Annotated in this window: 20 protein-coding genes and 3 tRNA genes; 8 read left to right on the top strand and 15 right to left on the bottom strand. The window is 58.8% G+C overall.

Features of this window, described 5'->3' with window-relative positions:
• Positions 1-100: 100 nt before the first annotated feature.
• The 9 genes from ON16_RS04715 to ON16_RS04675 all read right to left on the bottom strand — a co-directional run bounded on the left by ON16_RS04715 (position 101) and on the right by ON16_RS04675 (position 11,785).
• On the bottom strand, positions 101-3,805 hold the full coding sequence (locus ON16_RS04715) for a phosphoribosylformylglycinamidine synthase (RefSeq protein ID WP_040659956.1): 3,705 nt from the start codon (positions 3,803-3,805) through the stop codon (positions 101-103).
• Positions 3,805-5,082 carry a phosphoribosylamine--glycine ligase gene (gene purD / locus ON16_RS04710; RefSeq protein WP_040659955.1) on the bottom strand — a complete coding sequence of 426 codons (1,278 nt, stop codon included), beginning with the start codon at positions 5,080-5,082 and terminating at the stop codon, positions 3,805-3,807. The genes ON16_RS04715 and purD overlap by 1 nt, the downstream gene beginning before the upstream one ends.
• 318 nt (positions 5,083-5,400) lie before the next feature.
• Positions 5,401-6,579, bottom strand: a complete 1,179-nt coding sequence (locus ON16_RS04705) for a phosphoribosylaminoimidazolecarboxamide formyltransferase (RefSeq protein ID WP_040659954.1) — start codon at positions 6,577-6,579, stop codon at positions 5,401-5,403.
• Positions 6,576-7,190 (bottom strand): phosphoribosylglycinamide formyltransferase, encoded by a 615-nt coding sequence (purN, locus tag ON16_RS04700; protein WP_040659953.1) that lies wholly within the window; start codon positions 7,188-7,190, stop codon positions 6,576-6,578. Before purN ends, ON16_RS04705 begins: the two co-directional genes overlap by 4 nt.
• Positions 7,184-8,218, bottom strand: a complete 1,035-nt coding sequence (gene purM / locus ON16_RS04695) for a phosphoribosylformylglycinamidine cyclo-ligase (RefSeq protein WP_040659952.1) — start codon at positions 8,216-8,218, stop codon at positions 7,184-7,186. Before purM ends, purN begins: the two co-directional genes overlap by 7 nt.
• Positions 8,211-9,731 carry an amidophosphoribosyltransferase gene (purF, locus tag ON16_RS04690; RefSeq protein ID WP_243441768.1) on the bottom strand — a complete coding sequence of 507 codons (1,521 nt, stop codon included), beginning with the start codon at positions 9,729-9,731 and terminating at the stop codon, positions 8,211-8,213. Before purF ends, purM begins: the two co-directional genes overlap by 8 nt.
• Complete coding sequence (gene purC, locus ON16_RS04685) at positions 9,718-10,437, bottom strand: phosphoribosylaminoimidazolesuccinocarboxamide synthase (RefSeq protein ID WP_040660876.1); 720 nt, start codon at positions 10,435-10,437, stop codon at positions 9,718-9,720. The genes purF and purC overlap by 14 nt, the downstream gene beginning before the upstream one ends.
• 53 nt (positions 10,438-10,490) lie before the next feature.
• Positions 10,491-10,988, bottom strand: a complete 498-nt coding sequence (gene purE, locus ON16_RS04680; protein ID WP_040659951.1) for a 5-(carboxyamino)imidazole ribonucleotide mutase — start codon at positions 10,986-10,988, stop codon at positions 10,491-10,493.
• Between the two features lie 71 nt (positions 10,989-11,059).
• Positions 11,060-11,785 carry a GntR family transcriptional regulator gene (locus ON16_RS04675; protein ID WP_040659949.1) on the bottom strand — a complete coding sequence of 242 codons (726 nt, stop codon included), beginning with the start codon at positions 11,783-11,785 and terminating at the stop codon, positions 11,060-11,062.
• 321 nt (positions 11,786-12,106) lie between these two features.
• On the opposite strand from ON16_RS04675, the gene ON16_RS04670 reads away from it, so the two are divergent.
• Positions 12,107-12,625, top strand: a complete 519-nt coding sequence (locus ON16_RS04670) for a shikimate kinase (protein WP_040659947.1) — start codon at positions 12,107-12,109, stop codon at positions 12,623-12,625.
• Positions 12,626-12,791: 166 nt separating this feature from the next.
• On the opposite strand, the gene ON16_RS04665 is transcribed toward ON16_RS04670, so the two are convergent.
• The 5 genes from ON16_RS04665 to ON16_RS04645 all read right to left on the bottom strand — a co-directional run bounded on the left by ON16_RS04665 (position 12,792) and on the right by ON16_RS04645 (position 18,293).
• Positions 12,792-15,083: a polysaccharide pyruvyl transferase family protein gene (locus ON16_RS04665; RefSeq protein WP_040659946.1), complete on the bottom strand. Its 2,292-nt coding sequence runs from the start codon at positions 15,081-15,083 to the stop codon at positions 12,792-12,794.
• Between the two features lie 21 nt (positions 15,084-15,104).
• Positions 15,105-15,629 (bottom strand): deoxycytidylate deaminase, encoded by a 525-nt coding sequence (locus ON16_RS04660; protein WP_040659945.1) that lies wholly within the window; start codon positions 15,627-15,629, stop codon positions 15,105-15,107.
• Positions 15,630-15,715: 86 nt separating this feature from the next.
• Positions 15,716-16,717, bottom strand: coding sequence for an XdhC family protein (locus tag ON16_RS04655; RefSeq protein ID WP_040659944.1), 1,002 nt, complete (start codon positions 16,715-16,717; stop codon positions 15,716-15,718).
• Between the two features lie 182 nt (positions 16,718-16,899).
• Positions 16,900-17,847, bottom strand: a complete 948-nt coding sequence (locus ON16_RS04650) for an SPFH domain-containing protein (protein ID WP_040659943.1) — start codon at positions 17,845-17,847, stop codon at positions 16,900-16,902.
• Complete coding sequence (locus ON16_RS04645; RefSeq protein ID WP_040659942.1) at positions 17,847-18,293, bottom strand: NfeD family protein; 447 nt, start codon at positions 18,291-18,293, stop codon at positions 17,847-17,849. Before ON16_RS04645 ends, ON16_RS04650 begins: the two co-directional genes overlap by 1 nt.
• 35 nt (positions 18,294-18,328) lie before the next feature.
• On the opposite strand from ON16_RS04645, the gene ON16_RS15525 reads away from it, so the two are divergent.
• The 7 genes from ON16_RS15525 (at position 18,329) to ON16_RS04615 (ending at position 22,687) form a co-directional block, all read left to right on the top strand.
• Entirely contained in the window at positions 18,329-18,508 is a 180-nt protein-coding gene (locus ON16_RS15525; RefSeq protein WP_144032051.1) for a hypothetical protein, read from the top strand.
• A 98-nt stretch (positions 18,509-18,606) separates the two neighbouring features.
• Positions 18,607-19,716 carry a THUMP domain-containing class I SAM-dependent RNA methyltransferase gene (locus ON16_RS04640; protein ID WP_081579623.1) on the top strand — a complete coding sequence of 370 codons (1,110 nt, stop codon included), beginning with the start codon at positions 18,607-18,609 and terminating at the stop codon, positions 19,714-19,716.
• 369 nt (positions 19,717-20,085) lie between these two features.
• Positions 20,086-20,370, top strand: a complete 285-nt coding sequence (locus tag ON16_RS04635; protein ID WP_040659940.1) for a co-chaperone GroES — start codon at positions 20,086-20,088, stop codon at positions 20,368-20,370.
• 189 nt (positions 20,371-20,559) lie between these two features.
• Entirely contained in the window at positions 20,560-22,185 is a 1,626-nt protein-coding gene (groL, locus tag ON16_RS04630; RefSeq protein ID WP_040659939.1) for a chaperonin GroEL, read from the top strand.
• 161 nt (positions 22,186-22,346) lie between these two features.
• Positions 22,347-22,423, top strand: a tRNA-Met gene (locus ON16_RS04625).
• Between the two features lie 54 nt (positions 22,424-22,477).
• Positions 22,478-22,552, top strand: a tRNA-Glu gene (locus tag ON16_RS04620).
• 58 nt (positions 22,553-22,610) lie between these two features.
• Positions 22,611-22,687, top strand: a tRNA-Val gene (locus ON16_RS04615).
• A gap of 223 nt (positions 22,688-22,910) precedes the next feature.
• On the opposite strand, the gene ON16_RS15275 is transcribed toward ON16_RS04615, so the two are convergent.
• The coding region (locus ON16_RS15275) for a glycoside hydrolase family protein (protein WP_081579597.1) at positions 22,911-23,787 on the bottom strand (877 nt) is incomplete at its 5' end.

Below are 23,787 nucleotides of genomic sequence, written 5' to 3'. Positions count from 1 at the left end.
AGTTGGAATGGCGGCATCTCCCCGGCAGAGCCGGGGAGATGCGCCGCGAAAAAATTTTTCTTGTTCCTTAGGATACCACGTTTGCAGGAAAAAGCAACGGTCAAATGGAGAAATAATCCCTTGCCGCGTCGAACAGGTGCAAATGATAGTCGCCGGGGACGTTGCGGTACAGGGCGGGGCCGATGCGCTCCGCGTGGCCCATCTTGCCGAAGACGCGCCCGTCGGGAGAGGTAATGCCCTCCACGGCCCAGACGGAGCCGTTGGGGTTCCACTCCACGTCCATGGAGGGATTGCCCTCGATATCTACATACTGGGTGGCAATCTGCCCGTTCTCCGCCAACTCCTGTAAAAGCGTTTCACTGCACAGGAACCGGCCTTCGCCGTGGGACACGGGAACGGTGTAGACCCCGCCCAAATCGGCCTTCGCCAGCCAAGGAGAGCGGTTGGACGCCACCCGGGTGTGGACGATCTTGGACTGGTGCCGCCCGATGACGTTGTAGGTGAGGGTGGGGCAGGTTTCATCGGTGTCCCGAATCTCGCCATAGGGGACAAGGCCCAGTTTGATGAGGGCTTGGAAGCCGTTGCAGATGCCCAGCATCAGTCCGTCCCGGTTGTTCAGCAGGTCGTGGGTCGCATCCTTCACGGCGGCGTTGCGGAAGAACGCCGTGATGAATTTTCCGGAGCCGTCCGGCTCGTCGCCGCCGGAAAAGCCGCCGGGGAGAAAAATAATCTGACTTTGGCGGGCGGATTTCACAAACCGCTCCACAGAGTCCGCCACACCCTGCCCGCTCTGGTTGTTCAGAACCAGAATTTCCGGTTCCAGCCCCGCCCGCGCGGCGGCCCGGGCGCTGTCGTACTCGCAGTTGGTGCCGGGGAAGACCGGAATCAGGATGCGGGGCTTTGCCACGCCGACTTTCGGCGCGATGCGGTGGAACGCGGGTGCCTCGAGCACGGGGACGGGGTCTGCCGCCGTTTTTGCCCGCGTGGGGTAGACGGATTCCAAAACGCCCTCGCTGAGGGCCAGCAGCTCCGCGATGGAGGCGGTTTCTCCGTCGATGGAGACGGTTTCCGCCTTAATGGTGTGGCCCGCCAGAACGCCGAAGTCCACATCTTCCGTCAACTCAGCCACGATGGAGCCGGGCATGGCGGAATAGAGCCCCGTGTTTTCCGCACCGGCAAAGCCGATGCGGTTGCCAAAGGTCATTTTTACAACGCCCGCCGCGGCGGAGCTGGAGTCCACGGCCCAAGCCGCTCTTACCTTCCCGGCGCGGCACAGGGCGTGGAACTTCTCCCACATGGCCTTGCAGCCATTCAAATCCACCAGCTCTTTGGCATTTGGCTCCGTCTCGAAGAGGTAGACGGGGTGTCCGGCCTCTTTAAATTCCGGGGAGAGGATATTTTTCGCCTTCTCAGGCGCGATGGCAAAGGAAATCAGGGTGGGGGGAACATCCATATCCATAAAGGACCCGGACATGGAATCCTTGCCGCCGATGGCGGCAATGCCTAATCCCAGCTGGGCGTGCAGCGCGCCAAGCAGTGCGGCAAAGGGCTTGCCCCAGCGAGTGGGTTCCTCCCGCAGCTTTTCAAAATACTCCTGAAACGTGAGATACGCGGTCTTGTAGTCGCATCCGGCGGCCACCAGCTTTGCCACAGATTCCACCACGGCGAATAACGCGCTTTCATAGGGGTTGGGCTGCCCTTTTTGGAAAATCTCGCAGCCCCAGCTCATGACAGAGCAGTCCTCCGTCTCCTGTCCCGGCAAAACGGGCAGCAGCGCTGCCATCACCTGAGCAGGGGTGCGCTGGAACTTTCCACCGAAGGGCATTAATACGCTGCCCGCTCCGATGGTGGAGTCGAATCGCTCCCCAAGACCCCGCTGGAGCGCGGTATTCAGACTGGCGGCAACGGTGCGGAGGGAGGAGGCGTTCTCCCCGTGAAGATCGCTGGCGTTGTGGGTTCCCTCTGAAACCTCCACGGTCGCGTGCTTGACCGCGCCGTTGGTGTCCAAAAATTCCCGGCTCAGATTGGCTACGGTCTGCCCACGCCAAGTGAGAACCATCCGGGGACTCTCCGTGACCACGGCCACGGGATATGCCTCCAGATTTTCCCGTTCTGCGGCGGCGATAAAGGCATCGGCGTTTTCGGGGGCTACCACCACCGCCATGCGTTCCTGCGACTCGGAGATGGCAAGCTCCGTGCCGTCCAACCCCTCATACTTTTTGCGTACCTTGTCAAGGTCAATGGTCAGGCCGTCCGCCAGCTCGCCGATGGCGACGGAGACCCCACCCGCGCCAAAGTCGTTGCACCGTTTGATAAGGCGGGTGACGTTTCCGTCCCGGAACAGACGCTGAATCTTCCGTTCCTCCGGGGCGTTGCCTTTTTGCACCTCGCTGGCCATGGTGGCGAGGGAGGTTTGGTTGTGACTCTTAGAGGAGCCGGTGGCCCCGCCGATGCCGTCTCGCCCGGTGCGCCCGCCCAGCAAAATCACCACGTCGCCGGGGGCGGGCCGCTCCCGCACCACGTTTGCCGCCGGAGCCGCACCCACCACCGCGCCGACTTCCAGATGCTTGGCGACAAAACCCGGGTGGTAAAGCTCGTTCACAACGCCGGTGGCAAGGCCGATCTGGTTGCCATAGGACGAGTAGCCCGCCGCCGCCGTCTGCGCCAGCTTTCGCTGGGGCAGCTTGCCGGGAAGCGTCTCGCTCATGGACGCGCGGGGATCGCCGCAGCCGGTAAGGCGCATGGCTTGATAGACGTAGGCCCGACCGGAGAGGGGGTCGCGGATGCACCCGCCGATGCAGGTGGCCGCGCCGCCGAAAGGCTCAATTTCCGTGGGGTGGTTGTGGGTTTCATTTTTGAACAGCAGCAGCCAGTCCTGTTCTTCCCCGTCCACCGTGGCGGTGACGTGAATGGAGCAGGCGTTGATCTCCTCGCTCTGGTCGAGATTTTGCAGCAGCCCCCGCTTTTTCAGCGTCTTCGCGCCGATGGTGGCCATGTCCATCAGCGTCTGGGGACGGAGCGCGGCCTTGGACGCGCCGTACACCTCCTCCCGAGCGCTGAGATACTCCTGATAGGCCGCCTGCACTTCGGCGTCCAGCACCTCCACGCGGTCAATGTGGGTGGAAAAGGTGGTGTGCCGGCAGTGATCGGACCAATAGGTATCCACCACGCGGATTTCCGTGATGGTGGGGTCGCGGCGTTCCTCATCCCGGAAATGCGCCTGCAAAAATTTTAGGTCGTCCAAGTCCATAGCAAGGCCCAGCTTGTCCAGCAGAGCGGCAAGGCCCGCCCCGTCCAACATTGTGAATCCGGTCACGGTTTCCACAGCGGAAGGAGCGGGATGCTCCACCCGGAGGGTTCCTGCTTCGTCAAGGGAGGCTTCTCGCGCCTCCACAGGGTTGACGACGTAGTTCTTAATTTTTTCCACGGCCTGTTCCGTCAGTGCGCCGGAAAGCAGATAAACCTTTGCCGTGCGGACGGCGGGGCGCTCCCCGCCGGTGAGCAGCTGGATGCACTGGGCGGCGGAATCCGCCCGCTGATCGAACTGACCGGGAAGGGATTCCACGGCGAACACGGTTTCTCCTGCGGGAAGACCGGTATACACGTCGTCCACCTGCGGCTCGGAGAACACGGCGCTCACGGCCCGCTGAAAATCTTCCGTTGTCAGGCCCTCCGCGTCGTACCGGTTCACAAGGCGCAGCCCTGTCAAGGCGGAGACGCCCAAAACGGATTGCAATTCACTCAAAAGCGCGGCGGCTTCCTGCCGCAGAGGTTCTTTTTTTTCAGCGTAGACCCGTTGTACCATCATCGTTCCTCCATCACGGCCAGCGCCTTGCGGCCGATGTCGTGTCTCATATAAACGCCGTCAAATTGGATGGTTTCGGCGGCGGCGTAGGCATCCGCAAGGGCCTCCTTCAGCGTGGGCGCTGAGGCGGTGACGCCCAAAACCCGCCCGCCGCTGGTGACCAGCCTGCCGCCGTCCAGCGTGTCGCCTGCATGATAGAGGGTGACATTGGCGGCAAGGGTGTTGGGGATCGTGATTTCCTTTCCCTTTTCATAAGTACCGGGATACCCGCCGGAGGCCAGAATGACGCAGGCCGCCGCGCCGCTTGACCACTCCACGTTGAGATCGGCCAGCGTCTCGCTCTCCACCGCCTGCATCACCGTCAACAGATCGGTTTTCAAAAGCGGCAGTACCACCTGCGTCTCCGGGTCGCCGAAGCGGCAGTTGTATTCAATGACCTTGGGGCCGTCGGGGGTCAGCATCAGGCCGAAGTACAAACAGCCCTTGAAGAGGCAGCCCTCCGCCCGCATGGCGGCAAGGGTGGGCAGGAAAATCGTGTCCATGCAGACCTTGGCCACGTCCGGCGTATAGAATGGGTTGGGGGCGATGGTACCCATACCGCCGGTGTTGGGGCCTGCGTCGCCGTCCAGCGCCCGCTTGTGATCCATGGAGGAAACCATGGGGGAGATGGCGGTTCCGTCTGTAAAGGCCAGCACGCTGACCTCCGGCCCGGTCAAAAATTCCTCCACCACGATTTCGTTGCCCGACGCGCCGAAGACCTTGTCCTCCATAATGGATTTCACCGCCGCCTCCGCCTCGGCAAAAGTCTGAGGAATCAAAACACCCTTGCCCAGAGCCAGTCCGTCGGCCTTTACCACGATGGGATAGCGGGCGGTTTTCAGATAGTCCAGCGCCGCTTTCGGGTCGCTGAATACGGCGTAATCCGCTGTGGGAATTCCATAGTGCTTCATTAGATTTTTGGAGAATACCTTGCTGGATTCGATGCGGGCGGCTTTTGCGTCCGGCCCGAAGCAGGGGATGCCCGCCTCGTGCAGCCGATCCACGCAGCCCTTTGCCAAGGGATCGTCCGGAGCCACCACGGCAAAGTCTACCCCGCGAGACTTGGCAAAGTCCACAATTGCCGAGATGTCGGTTGCGCTGATCTGTGCGCACTCCGCATCGGCGGCGATTCCGCCGTTGCCCGGCAGGGCATAGAGCTTGGAGACCCGGGGGTTTTCCTTCAGCTTTTTGATGATGGCGTGTTCGCGGCCGCCGCCGCCCACAACGAGAATGTTCATAAGACCCTCCCTGAATGAATGTTCATAGAGTTGTGCGAGGTCTGCACGCGTCTCCGTTGCTGCAATTTTGGAGTTTGCGCGTCTTCGTCTCTTCTCCCCGGGAAACCAGCGAAGCGTTTACCGGGGAAGACGAGGAGCAGCGGAGTGAGCGCGGTTTCCCGCTTGCGGGAAAGCAAGGGATGCGGAGCTTGCGCTTGCGCGTCTTCGTCCCTTCTCCTCGGAAAACCAGCGAAGCGTTTACCGGGGAAGACGAGGAGCAGTGGAGTGAGCGCGGTTTCCCGCTTGCGGGAAAGCAAGGGATGCGGAGCTTGCGACGAGTTAGTGGTGGAACAGCCGCATTCCTGTAAAGGCCATCACCATGCCATACTTGTCGGCCGTGGCGATCACATGATCGTCCCGAATGGAACCGCCCGGCTCCGCTATGTACTGCACGCCGGATTTGTGGGCGCGCTCCACATTGTCTCCAAAGGGGAAAAACGCGTCGGACCCGCAGGTGACGCCGGATTGAGCCGCAATCCACAATTTCTTTTCCGCCGCCGTTAGAGGCTCAGGACGGATTTTAAACGTGTTCTGCCAAACCCCGTCGGCCAAAATGTCCTCGTACTCATCGGAGAGGTAGATGTCGATGGCGTTGTCCCGGTCGGGACGGCGGATGCCGTCGACAAAGGGCAGGGCCAGCACCATGGGGTGCTGCCGCAAGGCCCAGTTGTCGGCCTTGTTTCCGGCTAACCGGGTGCAGTGGATGCGGCTTTGCTGGCCTGCGCCGATGCCGATGGCCTGTCCGTCCTTCACATAGCACACGGAGTTGGACTGGGTGTATTTCAGCGTAATGAGGGCCAGCAGCATGTCCAGCTTTGCACATTCCGGAAGATCGCGATTATTTGTGACAATATTCGACAAAAGTTCAAATGATATTTTGAAGTTATTTCGCCCTTGTTCAAATGTGATACCGAATACGTCCTTATATTCCTGCGCTGCGGGGACATAATTCGGGTCGATCTGCACGATGTTGTAGCTGCCCTTTTTCTTGCGTTTCAGAATTTCCAGCGCCTCGGGGGTGTAGCCGGGGGCGATCACACCATCGCTCACTTCATATTTGAGATAGCTCGCGGTGGCCCCGTCGCACACGTCGGACAGAGCCGCCCAATCGCCATAGGAACTGAGGCGGTCCGCGCCCCGGGCACGGATATACGCGCAGGCAAGGGGCGTCAGTTCCGCCTCAGCGTCTACAAAATACATCTGCCGCTCCACATCGCCAAGGGGCTTTCCCACGGCGGCTCCGGCAGGGGAGACATGCTTGAAGCTGGCGGCGGACGGAAGTCCCGTGGCGGCTTTCAGCTCTTTTACCAGCTGCCAGGAGTTCAACGCGTCCAGAAAGTTGATATAGCCCGGCTTGCCGTTCAGAACGGTAATGGGCAAGTCCCCGCCGCCTTTCAGATAAATGCGGGACGGCTTTTGGTTGGGGTTGCAGCCGTATTTCAGTTCCAGTTCGTTCATCTGTCTCTCCTTTCCTCCTGAGCGAGTTGCTCGCAAAGCTGCTCCACCGCTTGGGGCAGCAGTACCCATTCGGCCTGTTCCATCACCCGGTGCTGGAGCGTTTCCGCCGTGTCGCCGGGGAGAATTTCCACCGCCTTTTGCAGCAGGATGCGTCCGCCGTCTGGAATTTCATTCACCAGATGGACGGTAGCCCCGGTGACCTTCACGCCCCGGGCCAGCGCGGCCTCGTGGACATGAAGGCCGTAAAACCCCTTGCCGCAAAACGCGGGAATGAGGGAGGGGTGAATGTTCACAATGCGGTCCGGCCAAGAAGACACAAAGTCCGCAGAGAGGATGGAGAGAAATCCAGCCAGAACGATCAGATCCACGCGGGCGTCCATCAGCTGGTTGGAAAGGGCCTCTTCAAACCCCGTCTGACCCAGCTCTTTCCGGGGCAGAGTCACGGCGGAAACGCCGTGACTTTTCGCCCGTTCCACGGCATAGGCCCCGGCAGTACCGGAGACGACCAAAACAATCTCCCCGTGGGGGATGCGCCCGCTCTCCTGAGCGGCAAACAGGGCCTCCAAATTCGTTCCGCCGCCGGAGACCAGCACGGCGATGCGTTTTAGCATAGGGAAACCTTCTCCTCGCCGGAGATCACCTCTCCAATGGGATAGGCGGCGCAGCGGTTGGCATGGAGGGCGTCCAGCGCCGCGCCTGCGGTTTCCTTAGAGACAATCACCGTCATGCCCACGCCCATGTTATAGGTGTTGAACATATCGTGCTCCGGGACGCTGCCCATGGAAGCCAGCATTTTAAAAATGGGAGGCGTTTTCAGGCTGGCTTTCTCGATTTTGGCGCACAGCCCATCGGGAATGGAGCGGGGGACGTTCTCAAAAAATCCACCGCCGGTGATGTGGCTCACGCCATGAATCTCAGCAGCCTCCAGCGCAGCCAGAACAGGCTTGACATAGAGCTTGGTGGGAGTCAGCAGGGCCTCGCCCAAAGTCTCGCCAAGTTCGTTGGAATAAAGGTTCAGGTTAGCGTGCTCCACGTTAAAAATCTTCCGAACCAGAGAATATCCGTTGGAGTGGATGCCAGAGGAGGGAAGACCCAAAATCACGTCGCCGGCCTGCATCTTTTTCTGGTCGATTATCTGCGGCTTGTCCACAAGACCCACGGAGAAGCCCGCCAGATCATAGTCGTCCGCAGCCATCATGCCGGGGTGTTCGGCAGTTTCGCCGCCGATGAGAGCGCAGCCGGACTCCACACATCCCTCCGCCACGCCGGAGACGATGGCGGCCACCTTTTTCGGATCGTTTTTCCCGATAGCGATGTAATCTAAAAAGAACAGGGGCTTTGCGCCGCAGCAAATGATATCGTTCACGCACATGGCCACACAGTCAATGCCCACGGTGTCGTGCTTGTCCAGCAGCTGGGCGATGCGCAGCTTGGTGCCCACGCCGTCGGTGCCGGAAACCAGCACCGGCTCCTTCATGCCGGAAAGCGCCGGAGCGAACAAACCGCCAAAACCGCCCAAGTCCGAAACAACGCCGGGGATGAACGTGCGTTCCACGTCCCGCTTCATCAGCTGCACGCCCTGATATCCCGCCTCGATGTCCACGCCGGCGGCGCGGTAGCTGTCGGAAAAACTACGCATGGCTGTCCTCCTCGTTTTCACTGATCTTTTTTTCAAAGCGATCCTTGCCCCCGGTGGGGATGCTGGTGGCGTACCCCCCGCCAAAGCAGCCGGTACAAAAGCCCGGCGCGGTTTGATCCGCCAGCTTTTCCACATCCGCAAGGCTGAGATAGCCCAGAGAGTCCGCGCCAATCAGCGCCGCGATTTCCTCCACGGTGTGGTTGTTGGCGATGAGTTTGCTGGGGTCGTCGATGTCCGTCCCGTAATAGCAGGGGGCCACAAAGGGGGGCGCGGAAATGCGCATGTGGACTTCCTTTGCCCCAGCGGAGCGGAGCAGATTTACGATTCGCTTGGAGGTGGTTCCCCGAACAATGGAGTCGTCCACCAGAACCACCCGCTTGCCCTCCACGGCGGAGCGGATGGGATTGAGTTTGATGTTAACCTCGCTCTCCCGCATGGCCTGCGTGGGAGAGATGAAGGTGCGGCCGATGTACTTGTTCTTGATAAAGCCCTGCGCATAGGGGATGCCGGACTGGCGGGCATAGCCCAGCGCCGCATCCAGTCCCGAATCGGGTACGCCCACCACCACGTCCGCCTGCACGGGGTGGTCCAGCGCCAAAAACGCCCCCGCCCGCTGCCGGGCGGTTTGGACGGAAGAGCCGTCGATCACAGAGTCGGGCCGGGCGAAATAGATGAACTCGAAGACGCATAGCTTTCGCGGTGCGGTGTTGCAGCGGCGGGTATCGGAGCGCAAGCCGTGCTTGTCCGCCACCACGATCTCGCCGGGCTGGATGTCCCGCTCGAACTTTGCGCCGATGGCGTCCAGCGCGCAGGATTCCGAGGCGAACACGATGTCCCCGTTTTTCAGTCTGCCCATGCACAGCGGGCGGAACCCGTGGGGGTCCCGGGCGGCGATGAGCTTACTGGGGGAGGAAAGCACCAGAGAGTAAGCTCCCTCAATGCGGTCCATGGCGGTGTAGACCGCCTCCTCGATGGAGGGCTGGCGCAGCCGCTCCTGCACGAGGATGTAGGCGATGACCTCCGTGTCGGAGGTGGTTTGAAAAATGGAGCCTTTAGACTCCAGCTCCTCGCGCAGTTCGTGGGCGTTGGTGAGATTGCCGTTGTGAGCCAGAGCCATGCGGCCCTTATGGTGATTGACCAGAATGGGCTGAACATTGCGCTTGTTGTCGCAGCCGGTGGTGCCGTACCGCACATGGCCTACGGTAATGTTGCCCTGTCCCAGCGGCGAGAGACGCTCCGGCGTGAACACGTCGCCCACCAGTCCTACGTCCCGATAGGAGGAGAACACCCCGTCGTCGTTCACCACAATGCCGCAGCTCTCCTGTCCCCGGTGCTGTAAGGCGTACAGCGCGTAGTAGCTGAGAGAGGCCACATCCCGGGGCTCTTTACAAAATACGCCGAATACGCCGCACTCCTCGTGGAGATGGCGTTCGGGGATATCAATCCCCAATACGCCGCTTTCGGTCGCGCCGGAGCGGCGCTCCGGGAAAATCATATTCTCAGTTTGCGTCATGGGCCTTCATTCTCTTCATGACCTCGGCATACGCATCTTCCACGCCGCCCATGTCCCGGCGGAACCGGTCCTTGTCCAGCTTTTCGTGGGTCTTGCTGTCCCACAGACGGCAGGTATCGGGGCTGATCTCGTCTGCCAGAACAATGGACCCGTCCGAAATTTTGCCAAATTCCAGCTTGAAGTCCACCAGCGTTACGCCGCATTCGGCCCAAAAGGCTTTGAGAACATCGTTGACGGCGAAGGCATACTTCTTGATCGTCTCAATCTCCTCTTTGGTTGCCAGTTTCAGCGCCAGCGCGTGATACTCGTTCAGCAGGGGATCGTCCAGCGGATCGCTCTTATAGGAGAACTCGATGGTGGGCGCGTCGAACACGATGCCTTCCTCCACGCCGTACCGTTTGGCGAAAGAACCGGCGGAGATGTTGCGGATGATGACCTCCAGAGGAACAATGGAAACCTTTTTCACCAGTGTCTCCCGTTCGCTCAACTCCTGCACGAAGTGAGTGGGGATGCCCGCCGCCTCCATGCGCTGCATGAAGAAGTTCGTCATCTGGTTGTTGATCACGCCCTTGCCCACGATGGTGCCCTTTTTTGCGCCGTTGAAGGCGGTGGCGTCGTCCTTATAGTCCACGATATAGCGCTCGGGATCGGTGGTCTTGAACACCTTTTTGGCCTTGCCCTCATAAATCTGTTCCAGCTTTTCCATCATGCGTTCCTCCAAAAAATATTTTTTGATTTTATAAAGAACCGATCTGCTGCTTAAATGTTTCCCAATTCGGCTTGCAGTGCCTTCTCTTTTTCCGCAATCTGCGCCGCCATGGCGGTGCGGGCCGCGTCCAGCTTGGCGGCAAGGTCTTCGTCCGCGACTGCCAGAATCTGTGCCGCCAGAACGGCGGCGTTTTTTGCGCCGTTGATGGCCACGGTGGCCACCGGAATGCCGCTGGGCATCTGAACGGTGGCGAGCAGAGCGTCCAGCCCGTCCATGGCCCCGCCCCTCATGGGAATGCCGATCACCGGCAGCGTACAGTTGCCTGCAAAGGCGCCCGCCAGATGGGCGGCCATGCCTGCGGCGCAGATGATTGCGCCGAAGCCCTGCGCCCGGGCGTTTTTGGCAAACTCCGCCGCCTGTGCCGGGGTGCGGTGGGCGCTGAGAATGTGAGCCTCATAGGGGATGGAAAAGCCCTCCAACTGCTGGCAGGCTCCTTTGACCACGGGCCAGTCGCTGTCGCTGCCCATAATGACGGCAACTTTTTTCATATTCGTTCTCCTCTTTTGTCATGCGGCTGGGCCGCAAGGTTGGATTGGATACTGCTTTGCGGGTGAATTTCTCAGAGTTTTTTGCGCATGACGGTCAGATTGAAAATGCCGTCGATGAAATACTCGTTGGAACAAAAGACCGGTTTTCCGTCGATATCGAAATCCACCTCGTCCATATTCAAAAGCGGCGTGCCGATGGGAATGGAGAAGATTTCCGCCAAGTTGGGGTCGGCCGCCGCCGGGCGCACATCCGTCAAATCCATGTAAGGAACCACGCCGCAGAACTGGCGCAAAAAGTGGAAAATGGGGAGTTTGAAGTCCTTGATGGAGTAATCTGCCTTTGCCAGTGCCTTTTCCACAATGTCCTCGCAGTAGATGGCGGGCTTTCCGTCGGCAGTGCAGAGCCGGGAAATGCGGATGATGGGCGTGCCTACGGTGAGTTGCAGCTGGCGGGCGATCTTCTCGTCCGCCTCGCCGTCGGATACCCGGACAAAGGCCACTGCCGCCTTGTGGCCGCTTTGGGCAATCATATCCAAAAATTCCAGCTCAATGTCCATGCGCGTTTGAACGCACAGCACATGCCGGTTGATAATCGTGCCCACTCCGTGGCGGCGGGTAATAAAGCCCTCCCGTTCCAAAGACGCCAGAATGTCTCGCAGCTGCGTGCGGCTGATGCCCATCTTTTCTGCCAGAACGCTTTCGCGGGGCAGGCGTTCGCAGTCGGAGTAGGCCCCCTCCCGCATGGCAATCAGCAGCTGGGTGCGGATGGTGCGGGATTGTGGAACCTGACTGCTCATATTGCTCACCTCATAATCAAATTTGATAACTGCTATTTTTATAGGTAATACCTTAAAGGTCATACCTATTATATCTGTATTTTTAACCGCCTGCAACTGACAAAATCCACAGAATTCCCCGCTGTGTTCCTGTGCGGATTGTCTGCTGTGGCGGCGCGGCATTTTTGTGTAAATTACTGGTGGACATTTGTCCGCGAAACAATTATAATGACTCCTGTCGAATGTTGGCTGATCCGCAATTCCTTGGTCGATGCGGAAGGATGCGGCGATCTGCCGTTAGAGATATTTGATAGTCCAACGAAGCATTTTGAGGAGGAACTTGTGAAAAATCTGATTCTGATCGGTATGCCGGGTACGGGTAAGAGCGCCGTGGGCAAGGCCCTGGCGGAACGCCTGGGATATACATTTCTGGATGTGGACGACGTGATCCGTGAGCGGACGGGGAAGACGCTGAAAGAGCTGCTGCTGGAAATGGGAGTGGACGAGTTTGTGGTGCTGGAGGGCAAGATCGGCGAGAGCCTTGATCTGCATGACACGGTAATCGCCACCGGCGGCAGCATGGTGCTCTCCGGCGGAGCAATGGATCATCTACGGAAAAACGGTGTCGCCGTCTGGCTGGAAACGCCCCTGCGGGAGATCGAGGGCCGGATGCCGGAGGATTTGTGGGATCGGGGAATTGCTGCGCCGCGGGATATGACCATCCGCGAGATTTACCGTCAGCGGGAGTCGATGTACGCGAAATATGCCGACGTGATCGTTGCCAGTCAGGAGGGCGAGGACGCCACGGCCTGTCAGGTGGAGCAGGTGATGCGCACCGCGGGCATGAGTCTGAGAGAGTAAGGACAGACGTAGAAATCCGCCGGAAAGAGGCGGTTACGTCTGAAAGAATTGCAAAAAGAGCCTCGGCGCACCTGAAAAATGGTGCGCCGAGGCTCTTCATCTGTTTTATAGAAGCAAGAATGTCGCAAATTCTGCCGCCGTACATTCGTGTGGATACCGTGCCGTTTTATTTCAGCTTTGCTTTGATTTTCGCCTTTGCCTCCGGGCTGAGCGCCTTGGAGGCAATTCGCACCGGAAGAGAGGGGAGGTGAAGGAACTTTTTCCGCACCTCGTCAAACGGCTCCAGCGCGTAGCTTGCAAAAAACGCGGCCCGGTCCGGCGGAGGAGTGATGGGAGAGGCCAGCCGGGGATTTCCCGCAATGGCCCGCTCCGGCGGGAAGGATTGACGCGCCAAGGGGAGACGGTCGAAAACATGACTTCCGTGAGGCGTGTTTACCATCAGGAGGGAGACGCCCCGTTCCTGCTGCTCCGGCAGTTCATCAGGCCGAAGGCCCCAGAAATCCCCCAGCGTGAAATCGCCCACCCGGGACATGGAGGTATACGGACAGCGATAGCAGCAGGGCCGCAAAAACAGCGCCCGGCCAAACGCCCGTCCCCACTCCGATTGAAACAGAGGCGCAGAGTCCACCGACCCGTCCTTATAAAGAAGTGTAAAGTGACTGTCCTTCCAGCCGGTGACCTTGTTGCGAAAACGCACCGTTTGAAGGGAACGGCGCTTGTGGCTCTCAATGGAGCGTACCATCTCCTCCCAGACTCCGGGGGAGGGCACGCCCTGACACACCAGATCGCAGGTGGTGAGGTTCTCCGGGCGGAAGCCCAAGAAATGATACAGCCCGTCCACCTGACAAGAGGTGCCGGAGAAGAGAACGGGGCGGGATTTCAGCAATTCCCGAATCTCCCGGAAGACGCCGTTCAGATCGCTCTGCACATATTTCGCGCCGCGCAGATGCCGCAGGTCCTCCAACTCAAAGCAGGCGATGTGCCGCAGGTGCAGCTTGCTGTCCAGCGCCGCGCCGAAGACCACGCCGCCGCTCTCCAGCGTGTCCTGTGCCAGAAGGGAGAAAAGGCCACCGGAGGTGGAGTCTCTGCGGATGGTATCGTCCTTGTTCCAAGCGGCGAAGACCGCGGGAAGGGGACGGCTTTCCCGCTGGTGCAGGGCGGGACAAACGGAAACACAGCGTCCGCAGTGGATGCACTTTTCGGGCTGAATCACCGGATAGGAAAAGCCCTCTTTGTCCCGCTCCATGGAGATGGCGTCCTTGGGACACACGGCGGCGCAGGCGGTGCAGCCGGTGCAGGCTGCGTGGGAGGCAAGCTCCGGAAGGCCCGATTCCTCTGCCGATTCCGGCGCGGCGGAAACCGATTTGTCAAAGAGAGCGGCGCGCAGATAATCCAAAGATTTCCGCCGCTCCCGTTCCAGCCGCTCCGTGACGGCGGGCCAATCAATTTTGTCCAGCAGCCCAGCAGCGTCGCCCTTGCCGATGATGCGGTTTGCAAGGCCCAGCCGATTTAAAAGGCTGTATATGCGGGACTGCTCCGGCGCCGCCATTTCAGCGGGGGAGGCGGCGGTGAAAAACGGCTTTTGGAATTGCAGGGAGAAAACCGTTCCGTGGAAGGAATTCGTGCAGACATAGGCCGCGCGGCGGAACAGACCCAAAAATTCCGCAGGGCCGGCGGAAAACACGCAGTCCGCCTTGGGATGAACCTTCTGGCGGATGCCGCAAAGCTGCACCACGGGAAGGCCGGTTTCCTCCTGCAGGCGGCGGATATACGGCTCCAGCGCGCCGGGCTTGCTGATGCAGTAACAGAGGATATAACCCCCGGACTGCTCCGGCTCCGCCGCGAATTTGCCCCAGTCTTCCTGACGCAAAAGTAGCGTGGGGTCCAGCACCACGGGGGCCTCCCGCCCGCTGATCTCCTGAATGATAGCCTGTCCTCTGGCCTCCCGCGCGGAGAGATGAGAGAAGCCGTCCAGATAGTTCTTCAGCTCCTCCTCCATCCCGTCCGGAATGTGGGGGATGCCAAAGGAGGGGGCGTAGGCAATTTTCCGCCCCGCCGTAAACCGGCTGAAAAATGCCGGGTCAAAGTGCCCGTCCGGAAAAATTTTCGGGTTCCAGATCTGGTCGCTGCCGGAGAGATACACGTCGCAGGGGGGAGCGCCTTTCAACTCTTCAAAGCTGGCGTACCGCCGCTGCGAAATGCGCAGGTGGCTGGCAGCAAAGTCCTCAAACCGATCGTACCGCTCCTTCATGGCGCGATAGTGGAGCGCCGTGTGTGCGTCCGCCACGGCGGAGCCAAGACCGGTGGGCTTGCGGAACAGGTCATTATTCTGATTTACATAGTAATTGAAAATCTCACATTCGCTTCCCAACTGCTCCACGGCTTGCTGCGTGGCGCAAGCCTGCAAAACCGCGCCGTAGTGATGGATGTGAAAAAAGGTGACAAGGCCCGTTTTCAAGAGAAGGCCTCCTTCCTGAAATTACAACTGAGACGGCAAATCGCCCGGAGCATCCAGAGGGTCCAAAGAGTCCAAAGCGGGAAAATCATCCTCTGCCACCCAGTCCGATACGTAAACCACGTCAAACTCTGTTTTTGTCCGCCGGATGACCACTTTTTGAAGTCCGGCGTTAATAACCTGCCTGCGGCACATGGAACAGGATGTGGCGTCGCTCAGCAGTTCACCGGTTCTGGCGTCCCGTCCGACAAGGTACAATGTCCCGCCCGCCATATCCCGCCGGGCGGCGGAAATAATGGCGTTGGCCTCCGCGTGGACGCTGCGGCACAGCTCGTACCGTTCTCCCCGGGGGACTTTTGCCATCTCCCGGGTGCAATACCCCATGTCCACGCAGTTTTTCCGCCCTCTGGGCGCGCCGTTGTACCCGGTGGAAATGATCTCGTCATTGTTGACGATGATGGCTCCGTAGACACGTCTCAGGCAGGTGGCCCGCTCCAAAACGGTCTCCGCAATGTCCAAATAATAGTTTTCCTTGCTGATGCGGTTCATAAACGACCCTCCCGTAAGGTCCGGCGGAATCCGCCGGAGATTGAAAGTGCCTCTATTGTACACAGTTTTGTGCCGTTTGGCAAGGTTTACGAATCCTGCCGCCAATCCAGCCCTGCCCGAACGGCGATCAGTTCCGCCGCCACGGACACGGCGATCTCCTCCGGCGTCTGCGCCCCGATGGAAAGACCGATGGGGGCGTGAAGAACGGCATATTCCTCCACTGTGAATCCCGCCTCCAGCAGCCGATCCCGGCACAGGTCCAGTTTTCGCTTGCTGCCGATGCAGCCCAGATACCGCGCCCCGGACCGCAGCACCTGCGCCAGTACCTCGTAGTCCGCCTGATGGCCCCGGGTCATAACCACCACATAATCGCTGGGGGTGATGGTCAGGTTCAGCTTTTCAAAGTCACATGCCGACACTCGCGCCGCCGTGGGAAAGTACGTGGGATCCGCAAATTCCGCCCGGTCGTCGTACACCGCGCAGCGAAAGCCCAGCGGATGCAGCGCCGCCGCCAGCGCCCGGGACACATGCCCCGCCCCAAAGATGTGAACCCAGCCCGCTTTCACCGCTGGGATGGAGAACCACGCGGGATCGCCTTGGGTCAAAACCGCCCTGTCCGTCAGCAGACCTTCCGGGAGAAAGCGGAAATCCGACGCGCTGCCGCCCCCCATAGCGGTGACGCGACTGCCCTCCAGCCGCCGAACAAGCCACGCGTCCCGGCCCTGCGCGTCGGCCTCCACCAGTGCGCGGAAGACCCCCAGAGCGGCCTCGTCTGAGGGGGAGATGTACTGAAACTGTACGCTCACATCACCGCCGCAGACCATCCCTAAACTCCGGTGGCTGCCCTGCACAAAGCGGTAATCCTGTTGCTGGTCGCAGCCGGAAGACAGCACCTCCGCCGCCAGTTTCTGTGCCTCAAATTCCACATTTCCGCCGCCGATGGTTCCGGCGGTGCTTCCGTCCGCCAGCACTGCCATCATAGCCCCGGCACCTCGGGGGGTGGACCCGGCGGAGGACAAGAGACTTACCAGACACACGGGCTGATGGCCCTCCAATCCGTGAATCAGCGTTTTCCAGAACTCCCGCATGGTATCCCTCATTCCATTTCTTTATAATAGGGGTATTATAACAGCTTTTTTGGGGTTTGAATATGAAAATTCGGAAAATAATCTTTCGATTCTATGCGCTTTGTCCAGAAGCAGAGCGCGCGTTGCGCAAAAAAAGCGCCGGACTGACAAAAATCGTCAGCCCGGCACCGGAATGGAAATATTTACTTTTTGGCGGAGCCGTCGTCTTCCAGCAGCGCCTTGGCGCTGGCGGCAAGACCCGCCAGACCCTGAATCTCAGAAGGGATAATGATCTTGGTGGACTGGCCGTCGGCCACCTTCATCATCGTCTCCAGAGCCCGCAGCTTGATCACCTGATCGTTGGGGTTGGCGGCATTCAGCAGCTTCAGTGCATCGGCGGTGGCCTGCTGCACCTGAGCGATGGCCTGCGCCTCGGCCTCAGCTGCCATGATGCGGGCTTCCTTTTCGCCCTGTGCCTTCAGGATAGCGGCCTGCTTGGCGGCGTCTGCCCGCAGAATAGCGGATTCCTTCTCGCCCTCGGCCACCAAAATCTGGCTGGCCTTCTGGCCTTCAGCCTGCAGGATGGACTCGCGGCGTTCCCGCTCAGCCTTCATCTGCTTTTCCATGGCGTTCTGAATTTCCTTGGGCGGGATAATGTTTTTCAGCTCCACCCGGTTCACCTTGATGCCCCACGGATCCGTGGCCTCGTCCAAAATGGCGCGCATCCGGGTGTTGATGGTGTCGCGAGAGGTAAGGGACTGATCCAGCTCCATGTCGCCAATGATGTTGCGCAGCGTGGTAGCGGTCAGGTTTTCGATGGCGTTCATGGGACGCTCCACGCCGTAAGTATACAGCTTGGGGTCCGTAATCTGGAAATAGATGACGGTGTCGATCTGCATGGTGACGTTATCCTTGGTGATCACGGGCTGGGGCGCGAAATCCGCCACCTGCTCCTTCAAAGACACCTTTTTAGCAACCCGCTCAACGAACGGCACTTTGAAATGCAAACCCACGTTCCAAACCGTGCGGAATGCGCCAAGGCGCTCCACCACATACGCCTTGGACTGCTGAACGATGACGATGTTGCTGACGATCAGCAACAAAATCAAAACCACCAGAACAATGACTGCAATCGTTCCAATACTCGGCATTATTTAATTCCCTCCAAAATTTTATTTTTTTCAACAAAGAGCTTGACGCCCTCCATTTTCGCAATGGTGACAAGACTACCCTCCGGAAGCACGGTCCCGTCCGCGCTGCGGGCGGTCCAAGTCTTGCCGTCCACATAGACGGCTCCTGTGGCGTTTTCGTTGTCCACAGTCTCTGTGACTTTGCCGGTCAAACCAATCACCCGGTCCAAATTGGTGGGAACGGGCTTGCCTGCTTTCAGCTTGCGCACCAGCGGACGGGTGGCTGCCAGTGCCACAGCGGAGACGGCAAGAAAAATTGCGAACTGAACACCTATGGAGACGTTCAAAATCGCCGCGATCAGCGCGGCCACCGCTCCGGCCACAAACCAGATGGACACAAGGCCTGCCGTGGCAGCTTCCACCACGCCGAACAGCACAATGCCTCCCAGCCAAATCCAAATCATCATATTGTAAAAACCTCCTTTACAGGAATCTCTCGGGTTTGAAAAATGTGCAAAAAGCACATCCTCCATCCTATGAAGTTATCATAACATATTTTCATGCGAAATACCAGCCCGCCGTACCGCTTTCTTCTGGTGAAGCCGCCAGAGACTGGAAAACTAAGTTTATTGATAAAAGACGCTGGAGAGAACCAAAAGGTTTCAAAAATTTTTTTAAATGATTATGCCGAAGACTGGCGGTGCGTTGCACATTTCGCGGATATCTGTTATAGTGAGAAAAAAATAAATGGATTTTGTAATTTTTAAGGAGGCGCAGCCCATGACGCTGACGGTGCCCTGCCTGTTCGGACTGGAAAGTCTGGTGGCGGATGAGATGAAACGGCTGAATTTACGAGAGGTTCGGGCAGAGAACGGACGGGTCCACTGTCAGGGGACGATGGCGGATATTGCCCGGCTGAACGTGAACCTGCGCTGCGGCGCGCGTGTGCTGATGGAGCTTGGCAGCTTTCCCGCCTTGGACTTTGAGGCGCTGTTTCAAGGGGTATACGCCCTGCCGTGGGAAAATTATATCCCGAAGGACGGCGAATTCCCTGTAAAGGGGTATACCATTAATTCGCAGCTCCACTCTGTCCCCGCCTGTCAGGCCATTGTGAAAAAAGCGTCCGCCAAGCGGCTGGGGGAGAAATACGGGTTTGAGACGCTGCCGGAGACGGGCAGCCGCTATCAGATTCAGTTCTCCATCGTCAAGGATGTGGCAACCCTTTACCTTGACACCTCCGGCGAGGGCTTGTATAAACGGGGCTATCGGGCGCAGGGCGTGGTCGCTCCCTTGCGGGAGACGCTGGCGGCGGCGCTGGTGACCTTGTCCCGCTACCGGGGAAAGGACCCCTTCTGCGACCCCTTCTGCGGTTCCGGAACCATTCCCATCGAGGCGGCGCTGATCGCCAAGAACCGGGCGCCGGGGCTTGACCGCAGCTTTTCCGCCCAGAAGTGGAAAAACATGGACACCAAGCTCTGGCTGGAGGCCGGGGACGAGGCCATGGATAAGGAATTCCACGGGACCTATGACATCTGGGGCGGGGACATCGATCCAGAGGCCGTGGCGCTGGCAAAGCACAACGCGGAGCTTGCCGGGGTGGAGGACTGCATCCGCTTTGAGGTGGCTGACGCGGGAAAATTCCACCGGGACAGCGAGTATGGACAGCTTGTGACCAACCCGCCCTACGGTGAGCGGCTGATGGAGCATGCGGAGGCGGAGGAGCTGTACCGTATCTTTGGTCTGGCTTGCCGGGAGCTGCCGCCCAAGTGGCGGGTGCTGGTGCTCTCGTCCCACACAGAGTTTGAGCGGACCTTTGGCAAACAGGCAGATAAGAAGCGCAAGCTCTATAACGGGATGCTGAAATGCGACTTATTTATGTACGGAAAGTGATTTTTCGACAGGGAAATACAAAAAGTAGTATCTGCGAGCCGCGTTTCAATAAAAGAACAACAGCCGCCGCCGGATTTTCGGCGGCGGCCGCTGTTTATCCGGGGACAAACTGCGGCGAACCGCTGGGTGTCCGTCGGTGAAACAGGGAAATCGGTGGCGCCAAGAATGCGGGGCTGATTAAAACGCCGCCTTTCGTTTTTGGTTTTGGCGTTTTTTCCCGCCTAGCTTTTGCTAATTCACAAATTTTTCATAGTTACCCCCTTTACAAACGGAAGACAATGTACTATGATAGCACCGTTAGCACTCGAAGGAATTGAGTGCTAACGCTGATTTTGTAAATTCTTTTATATAATAAGGAGGCAGTTTTCTATGAAACTCACACCGCTTGCAGATCGTGTCATCCTGAAAATGGTTGAGACCGAGGAGACCACCAAGGGGGGCATCATCCTCACAGGCTCCGCCAAAGAGAAGCCCTCTGTGGCTGAAGTTATTTCCGTCGGCCCCGGCGGCAATGTGGACGGTAAGGACGTGGTCATGACCGTGAAGGTCGGCGACAAGGTCATTACCAGCCAGTATTCCGGCAGCAAGGTTTCTCTGGACGACGAGGAGTATGTCGTCGTGCGCCAGAGCGACATTCTGGCCATCGTTGAGTAAAGAAGGGAACTTCGTTTCCCCTTTAAATTCCCCTCGCCAGTGCGCGCACTGGCACCGCCGCCCAAGGCGGCTGGGACAGCGGAATTTTTGGCAGGTACACGCCCTGCCAAAAATGATTTTGATTGATTCGCCTGCGGCGAATTGGCGTGAATCACAACAACATCTTCTAAATTTTGGAGGTAATGCGATATGTCTAAACTGATTCTGCGCGGCGAGGAAGCCCGCAAGTCTTTGCAGGCCGGCGTGGATACGCTGGCGGATACCGTCAAGGTTACTCTGGGGCCCAAGGGCCGCAACGTGGTTCTGGACAAGAAGTACGGCGCTCCCCTCATCACCAACGACGGTGTGACCATCGCCAAGGAAGTGGAGCTGCCCGATCCCTTTGAGAACATGGGCGCGCAGCTGGTGAAGGAAGTTTCCACCAAGACCAACGACGTTGCCGGTGACGGCACCACCACCGCCACTCTGCTGGCGCAGGCCATGATCGCCGAGGGCCTGAAGAATCTGGCCGCGGGTGCAAACCCCATCGTGGTGAAAAAGGGCATGGCCAAGGCTGTTGAGGCCGCTGTTGCCGAGGTGAAGAAGCAGTCCAAAAAGGTGGACGGCTCCAAGGATATCGCACGCGTGGGCGCTGTCTCTTCCGGCGACGACCAGATTGGCAATCTGATTGCCGACGCCATGGAGAAGGTTTCCGCCGACGGCGTCATCACCATTGAGGAGTCCAAGACCGCCGAGACTTACAGCGAAGTCGTGGAGGGCATGCAGTTTGACCGCGGCTATATCACTCCCTATATGTGCACCGACACGGAGAAGATGGAGGCTGTCATCGACGACGCCTACATTCTCATTACCGATAAGAAGATCTCTGTGATCGCCGATATCCTTCCCCTGCTGGAGCAGCTGGTGCAGGCCGGCAAGAAGCTGCTGATTATTGCTGAGGACGTGGAGGGCGAGGCCCTGAGCACCCTGATCGTCAACCGTCTGCGCGGCACGCTGAACGTGGTCTGCGTCAAGGCCCCCGGCTTTGGTGACCGCCGCAAGGAGATGCTGCAGGATATCGCCACCCTCACCGGCGGTACTGTGGTCAGCGAGGAAGTGGGTCTGGAGCTGAAGAGCGCCACCGTGGATATGCTGGGCCGCGCCCGTCAGGTGAAGGTAAGCAAGGAAAACACCACCATTGTAGACGGCGCAGGCGATTCCTCCGCGATCAAGGACCGGGTTGGCCAGATTCGTGCGCAGATTGCCAACACCACCTCTGAGTACGATAAGGAAAAGTTGCAGGAGCGTTTGGCAAAGCTGGCTGGCGGTGTGGCCGTCGTTAAGGTCGGTGCTGCTACCGAAACCGAGATGAAGGAGAAGAAGCTCCGCATCGAGGATGCCCTGAACGCCACCCGCGCCGCTGTTGAGGAAGGCGTGGTTGCCGGCGGCGGCACCATCTTCATCAACGTGATCCCCGCCGTGGAAGAGCTGATTGCCAGCGTGGAGGGCGACGAGAAGACCGGTGTGCGTCTGATTGCCAAGGCTCTGGAAGCTCCCATTCGTCAGATCGCGGCCAATGCCGGACTGGACGGCTCCGTGATTTTGGAGAAGGTCCGCACCTCTGGCAAGGTTGGCTACGGCTTCGACGCTTATAAGGAAGAGTATTGCGACATGGTGACCGCCGGTATCATCGACCCCGCCAAGGTGACCCGCTCCGCTCTGGAGAATGCCGCTTCCGTTGCCGCCATGGTGCTGACCACCGAGTCTTTGGTTGCTGATAAGCCCGAGCCTCCCGCAGCTGCACCTGCTGCTCCCGACATGGGCGGCATGTACTAAGAAAAAATCGAAAACCCTTTGCCGGGAGCGCTTTGGCGCTCCCGGCGGGGGCTGATAACGTCGTGCAATTTCCTTTTTTATAGAATTTTCGCGAAACCCCTTGACAAAAATGCAGGTTATCTGATATAGTAATTCTCGCCCGTCATGAGACGATTGCATTCGGCGGCATAGCTCAGTTGGCTAGAGCATGCGGTTCATACCCGCAGTGTCCCCGGTTCAAATCCAGGTGCCGCTACCAGAATTCCCACGGGACACATTGTGTCCCGTGGGGGATTTCCGAAAAAGTTGATATGGCCCGTTGGTCAAGTGGTTAAGACACGGCCCTTTCACGGCTGTAACATGGGTTCGAATCCCGTACGGGTCACCAACCTATCCTACGTTGTGAAAACGACGGCTGATGGGTACGAAAAGTTTATATCGGATGTGGAGGCTTAGCTCAGCTGGTTAGAGCGCCTGCTTCACACGCAGGAGGTCGAGAGTTCGAGTCTCCCAGTCTCCACCAAGAAAGCGCTTAGAGCTGCAATGCTTTAAGCGTTTTTTCTTTTATCTAATGATTGCTTGAATTGCCTAATCACATCTTAAAATAGGAACATTTTTTTAAAAATAGGAACACTTATAGGAACAAAATTTTAAGATGATTGCGGCGTTAAACCGCGCAGAATAGCAAAGAACCCCCACCAACCATAATGGCTGATGGGGGTTCTATTTGTGCCCGATTCGGACACTTACGTATTAAACAGCTTCTGTTCCGCAACCCTCCGTCGCGTCAGGCCCGCGATGGCCTTGCCGCCGGACTTGTTGTACAGCGGCAGCTTGGCGGCAATCTGCGCCGCCGTGCGGCCTTTGCAAAGCGTCTGCAAGCAGCCCGGCCCGCAGTTGTAGGTGAACGATACCAGCGCGTCAAATTGATTCTGCGTCAGGCTGGCGGTAATCGGGCAGTACGCCGCGTTCAGCACGTACTTTTCGTACTTCTTCAGTTCATCCACCAGCATGGTGTCGGCCTTTGCCTGTGTGATGGTCTGGTTGGCCTTCACGTCCGGGCCGTAGTGGCCCCAGCCAATGGTCCAATACTTTTCGTAGGCAAAGGGCTTGTACGCTTTCAATCGGCACCCTTCAAACTGTTTGATCAGTGCCAGTCCGGCCGCGCCGGTGGATGTGGGCCGCGCCGTCACGGGCTTTTTAAGGGTAAACACGATGTAACTGTACAGCACCCGGTTACCGTCGCAGTGCCAGCTGCCGCCGTCCCTGCTGAAGAACAGCGTGCTGCCACCGCCGTCCAGCATAATTGCTTCTTCCCAGCCGTAGGATGCCAGCCGGTCCCGCAGTTCCTCCGGGGTCAGCTTGTCCCGGCAGGCGTACCATGCCACGCGCCCCTGCTTGCGTCCGATGGCCGCCCGCGCACAGCGGTACGCCATGTCGGGCTGATAGTCGGGCTTTGCCACCGGCACACCGTGGATGATCAGGGACACGCACTGGATGTAGTTTCGTGCGTCATCGGCGGGCAAGTCCGCCATGCGCCAGTCTGCGGGGTTGTCCCACGCGATGCCGCCGGAACCCAGCCGCAGCAGTGCCACATAGTTCGGCGCGCACAGCGTCTTTCCA

It is taken from the genome of Oscillibacter ruminantium GH1, from assembly GCF_000307265.1.
GTDB classification, from domain to species: domain Bacteria; phylum Bacillota; class Clostridia; order Oscillospirales; family Oscillospiraceae; genus Oscillibacter; species Oscillibacter ruminantium.
Note: the sequence above shows the minus strand (reverse complement) of the source record. Positions and strands in the feature narration are given on the sequence as shown.

Bases quoted from the DNA above. Each gene is read 5' to 3' on its own strand.
- ON16_RS04715 (WP_040659956.1), bottom strand. From the start codon at position 3,805: ATGGTACAACGGGTCTACGCTGAAAAAAAAGAACCTCTGCGGCAGGAA.
- purD (WP_040659955.1), bottom strand. From the start codon at position 5,082: ATGAACATTCTCGTTGTGGGCGGCGGCGGCCGCGAACACGCCATCATC.
- ON16_RS04705 (WP_040659954.1), bottom strand. From the start codon at position 6,579: ATGAACGAACTGGAACTGAAATACGGCTGCAACCCCAACCAAAAGCCG.
- purN (WP_040659953.1), bottom strand. From the start codon at position 7,190: ATGCTAAAACGCATCGCCGTGCTGGTCTCCGGCGGCGGAACGAATTTG.
- purM (WP_040659952.1), bottom strand. From the start codon at position 8,218: ATGCGTAGTTTTTCCGACAGCTACCGCGCCGCCGGCGTGGACATCGAG.
- purF (WP_243441768.1), bottom strand. From the start codon at position 9,731: ATGACGCAAACTGAGAATATGATTTTCCCGGAGCGCCGCTCCGGCGCG.
- purC (WP_040660876.1), bottom strand. From the start codon at position 10,437: ATGGAAAAGCTGGAACAGATTTATGAGGGCAAGGCCAAAAAGGTGTTC.
- purE (WP_040659951.1), bottom strand. From the start codon at position 10,988: ATGAAAAAAGTTGCCGTCATTATGGGCAGCGACAGCGACTGGCCCGTG.
- ON16_RS04675 (WP_040659949.1), bottom strand. From the start codon at position 11,785: ATGAGCAGTCAGGTTCCACAATCCCGCACCATCCGCACCCAGCTGCTG.
- ON16_RS04660 (WP_040659945.1), bottom strand. From the start codon at position 15,629: ATGAACCGCATCAGCAAGGAAAACTATTATTTGGACATTGCGGAGACC.
- ON16_RS04655 (WP_040659944.1), bottom strand. From the start codon at position 16,717: ATGCGGGAGTTCTGGAAAACGCTGATTCACGGATTGGAGGGCCATCAG.
- ON16_RS04650 (WP_040659943.1), bottom strand. From the start codon at position 17,847: ATGCCGAGTATTGGAACGATTGCAGTCATTGTTCTGGTGGTTTTGATT.
- ON16_RS04645 (WP_040659942.1), bottom strand. From the start codon at position 18,293: ATGATGATTTGGATTTGGCTGGGAGGCATTGTGCTGTTCGGCGTGGTG.
- ON16_RS04640 (WP_081579623.1), top strand. From the start codon at position 18,607: ATGACGCTGACGGTGCCCTGCCTGTTCGGACTGGAAAGTCTGGTGGCG.
- ON16_RS04635 (WP_040659940.1), top strand. From the start codon at position 20,086: ATGAAACTCACACCGCTTGCAGATCGTGTCATCCTGAAAATGGTTGAG.
- groL (WP_040659939.1), top strand. From the start codon at position 20,560: ATGTCTAAACTGATTCTGCGCGGCGAGGAAGCCCGCAAGTCTTTGCAG.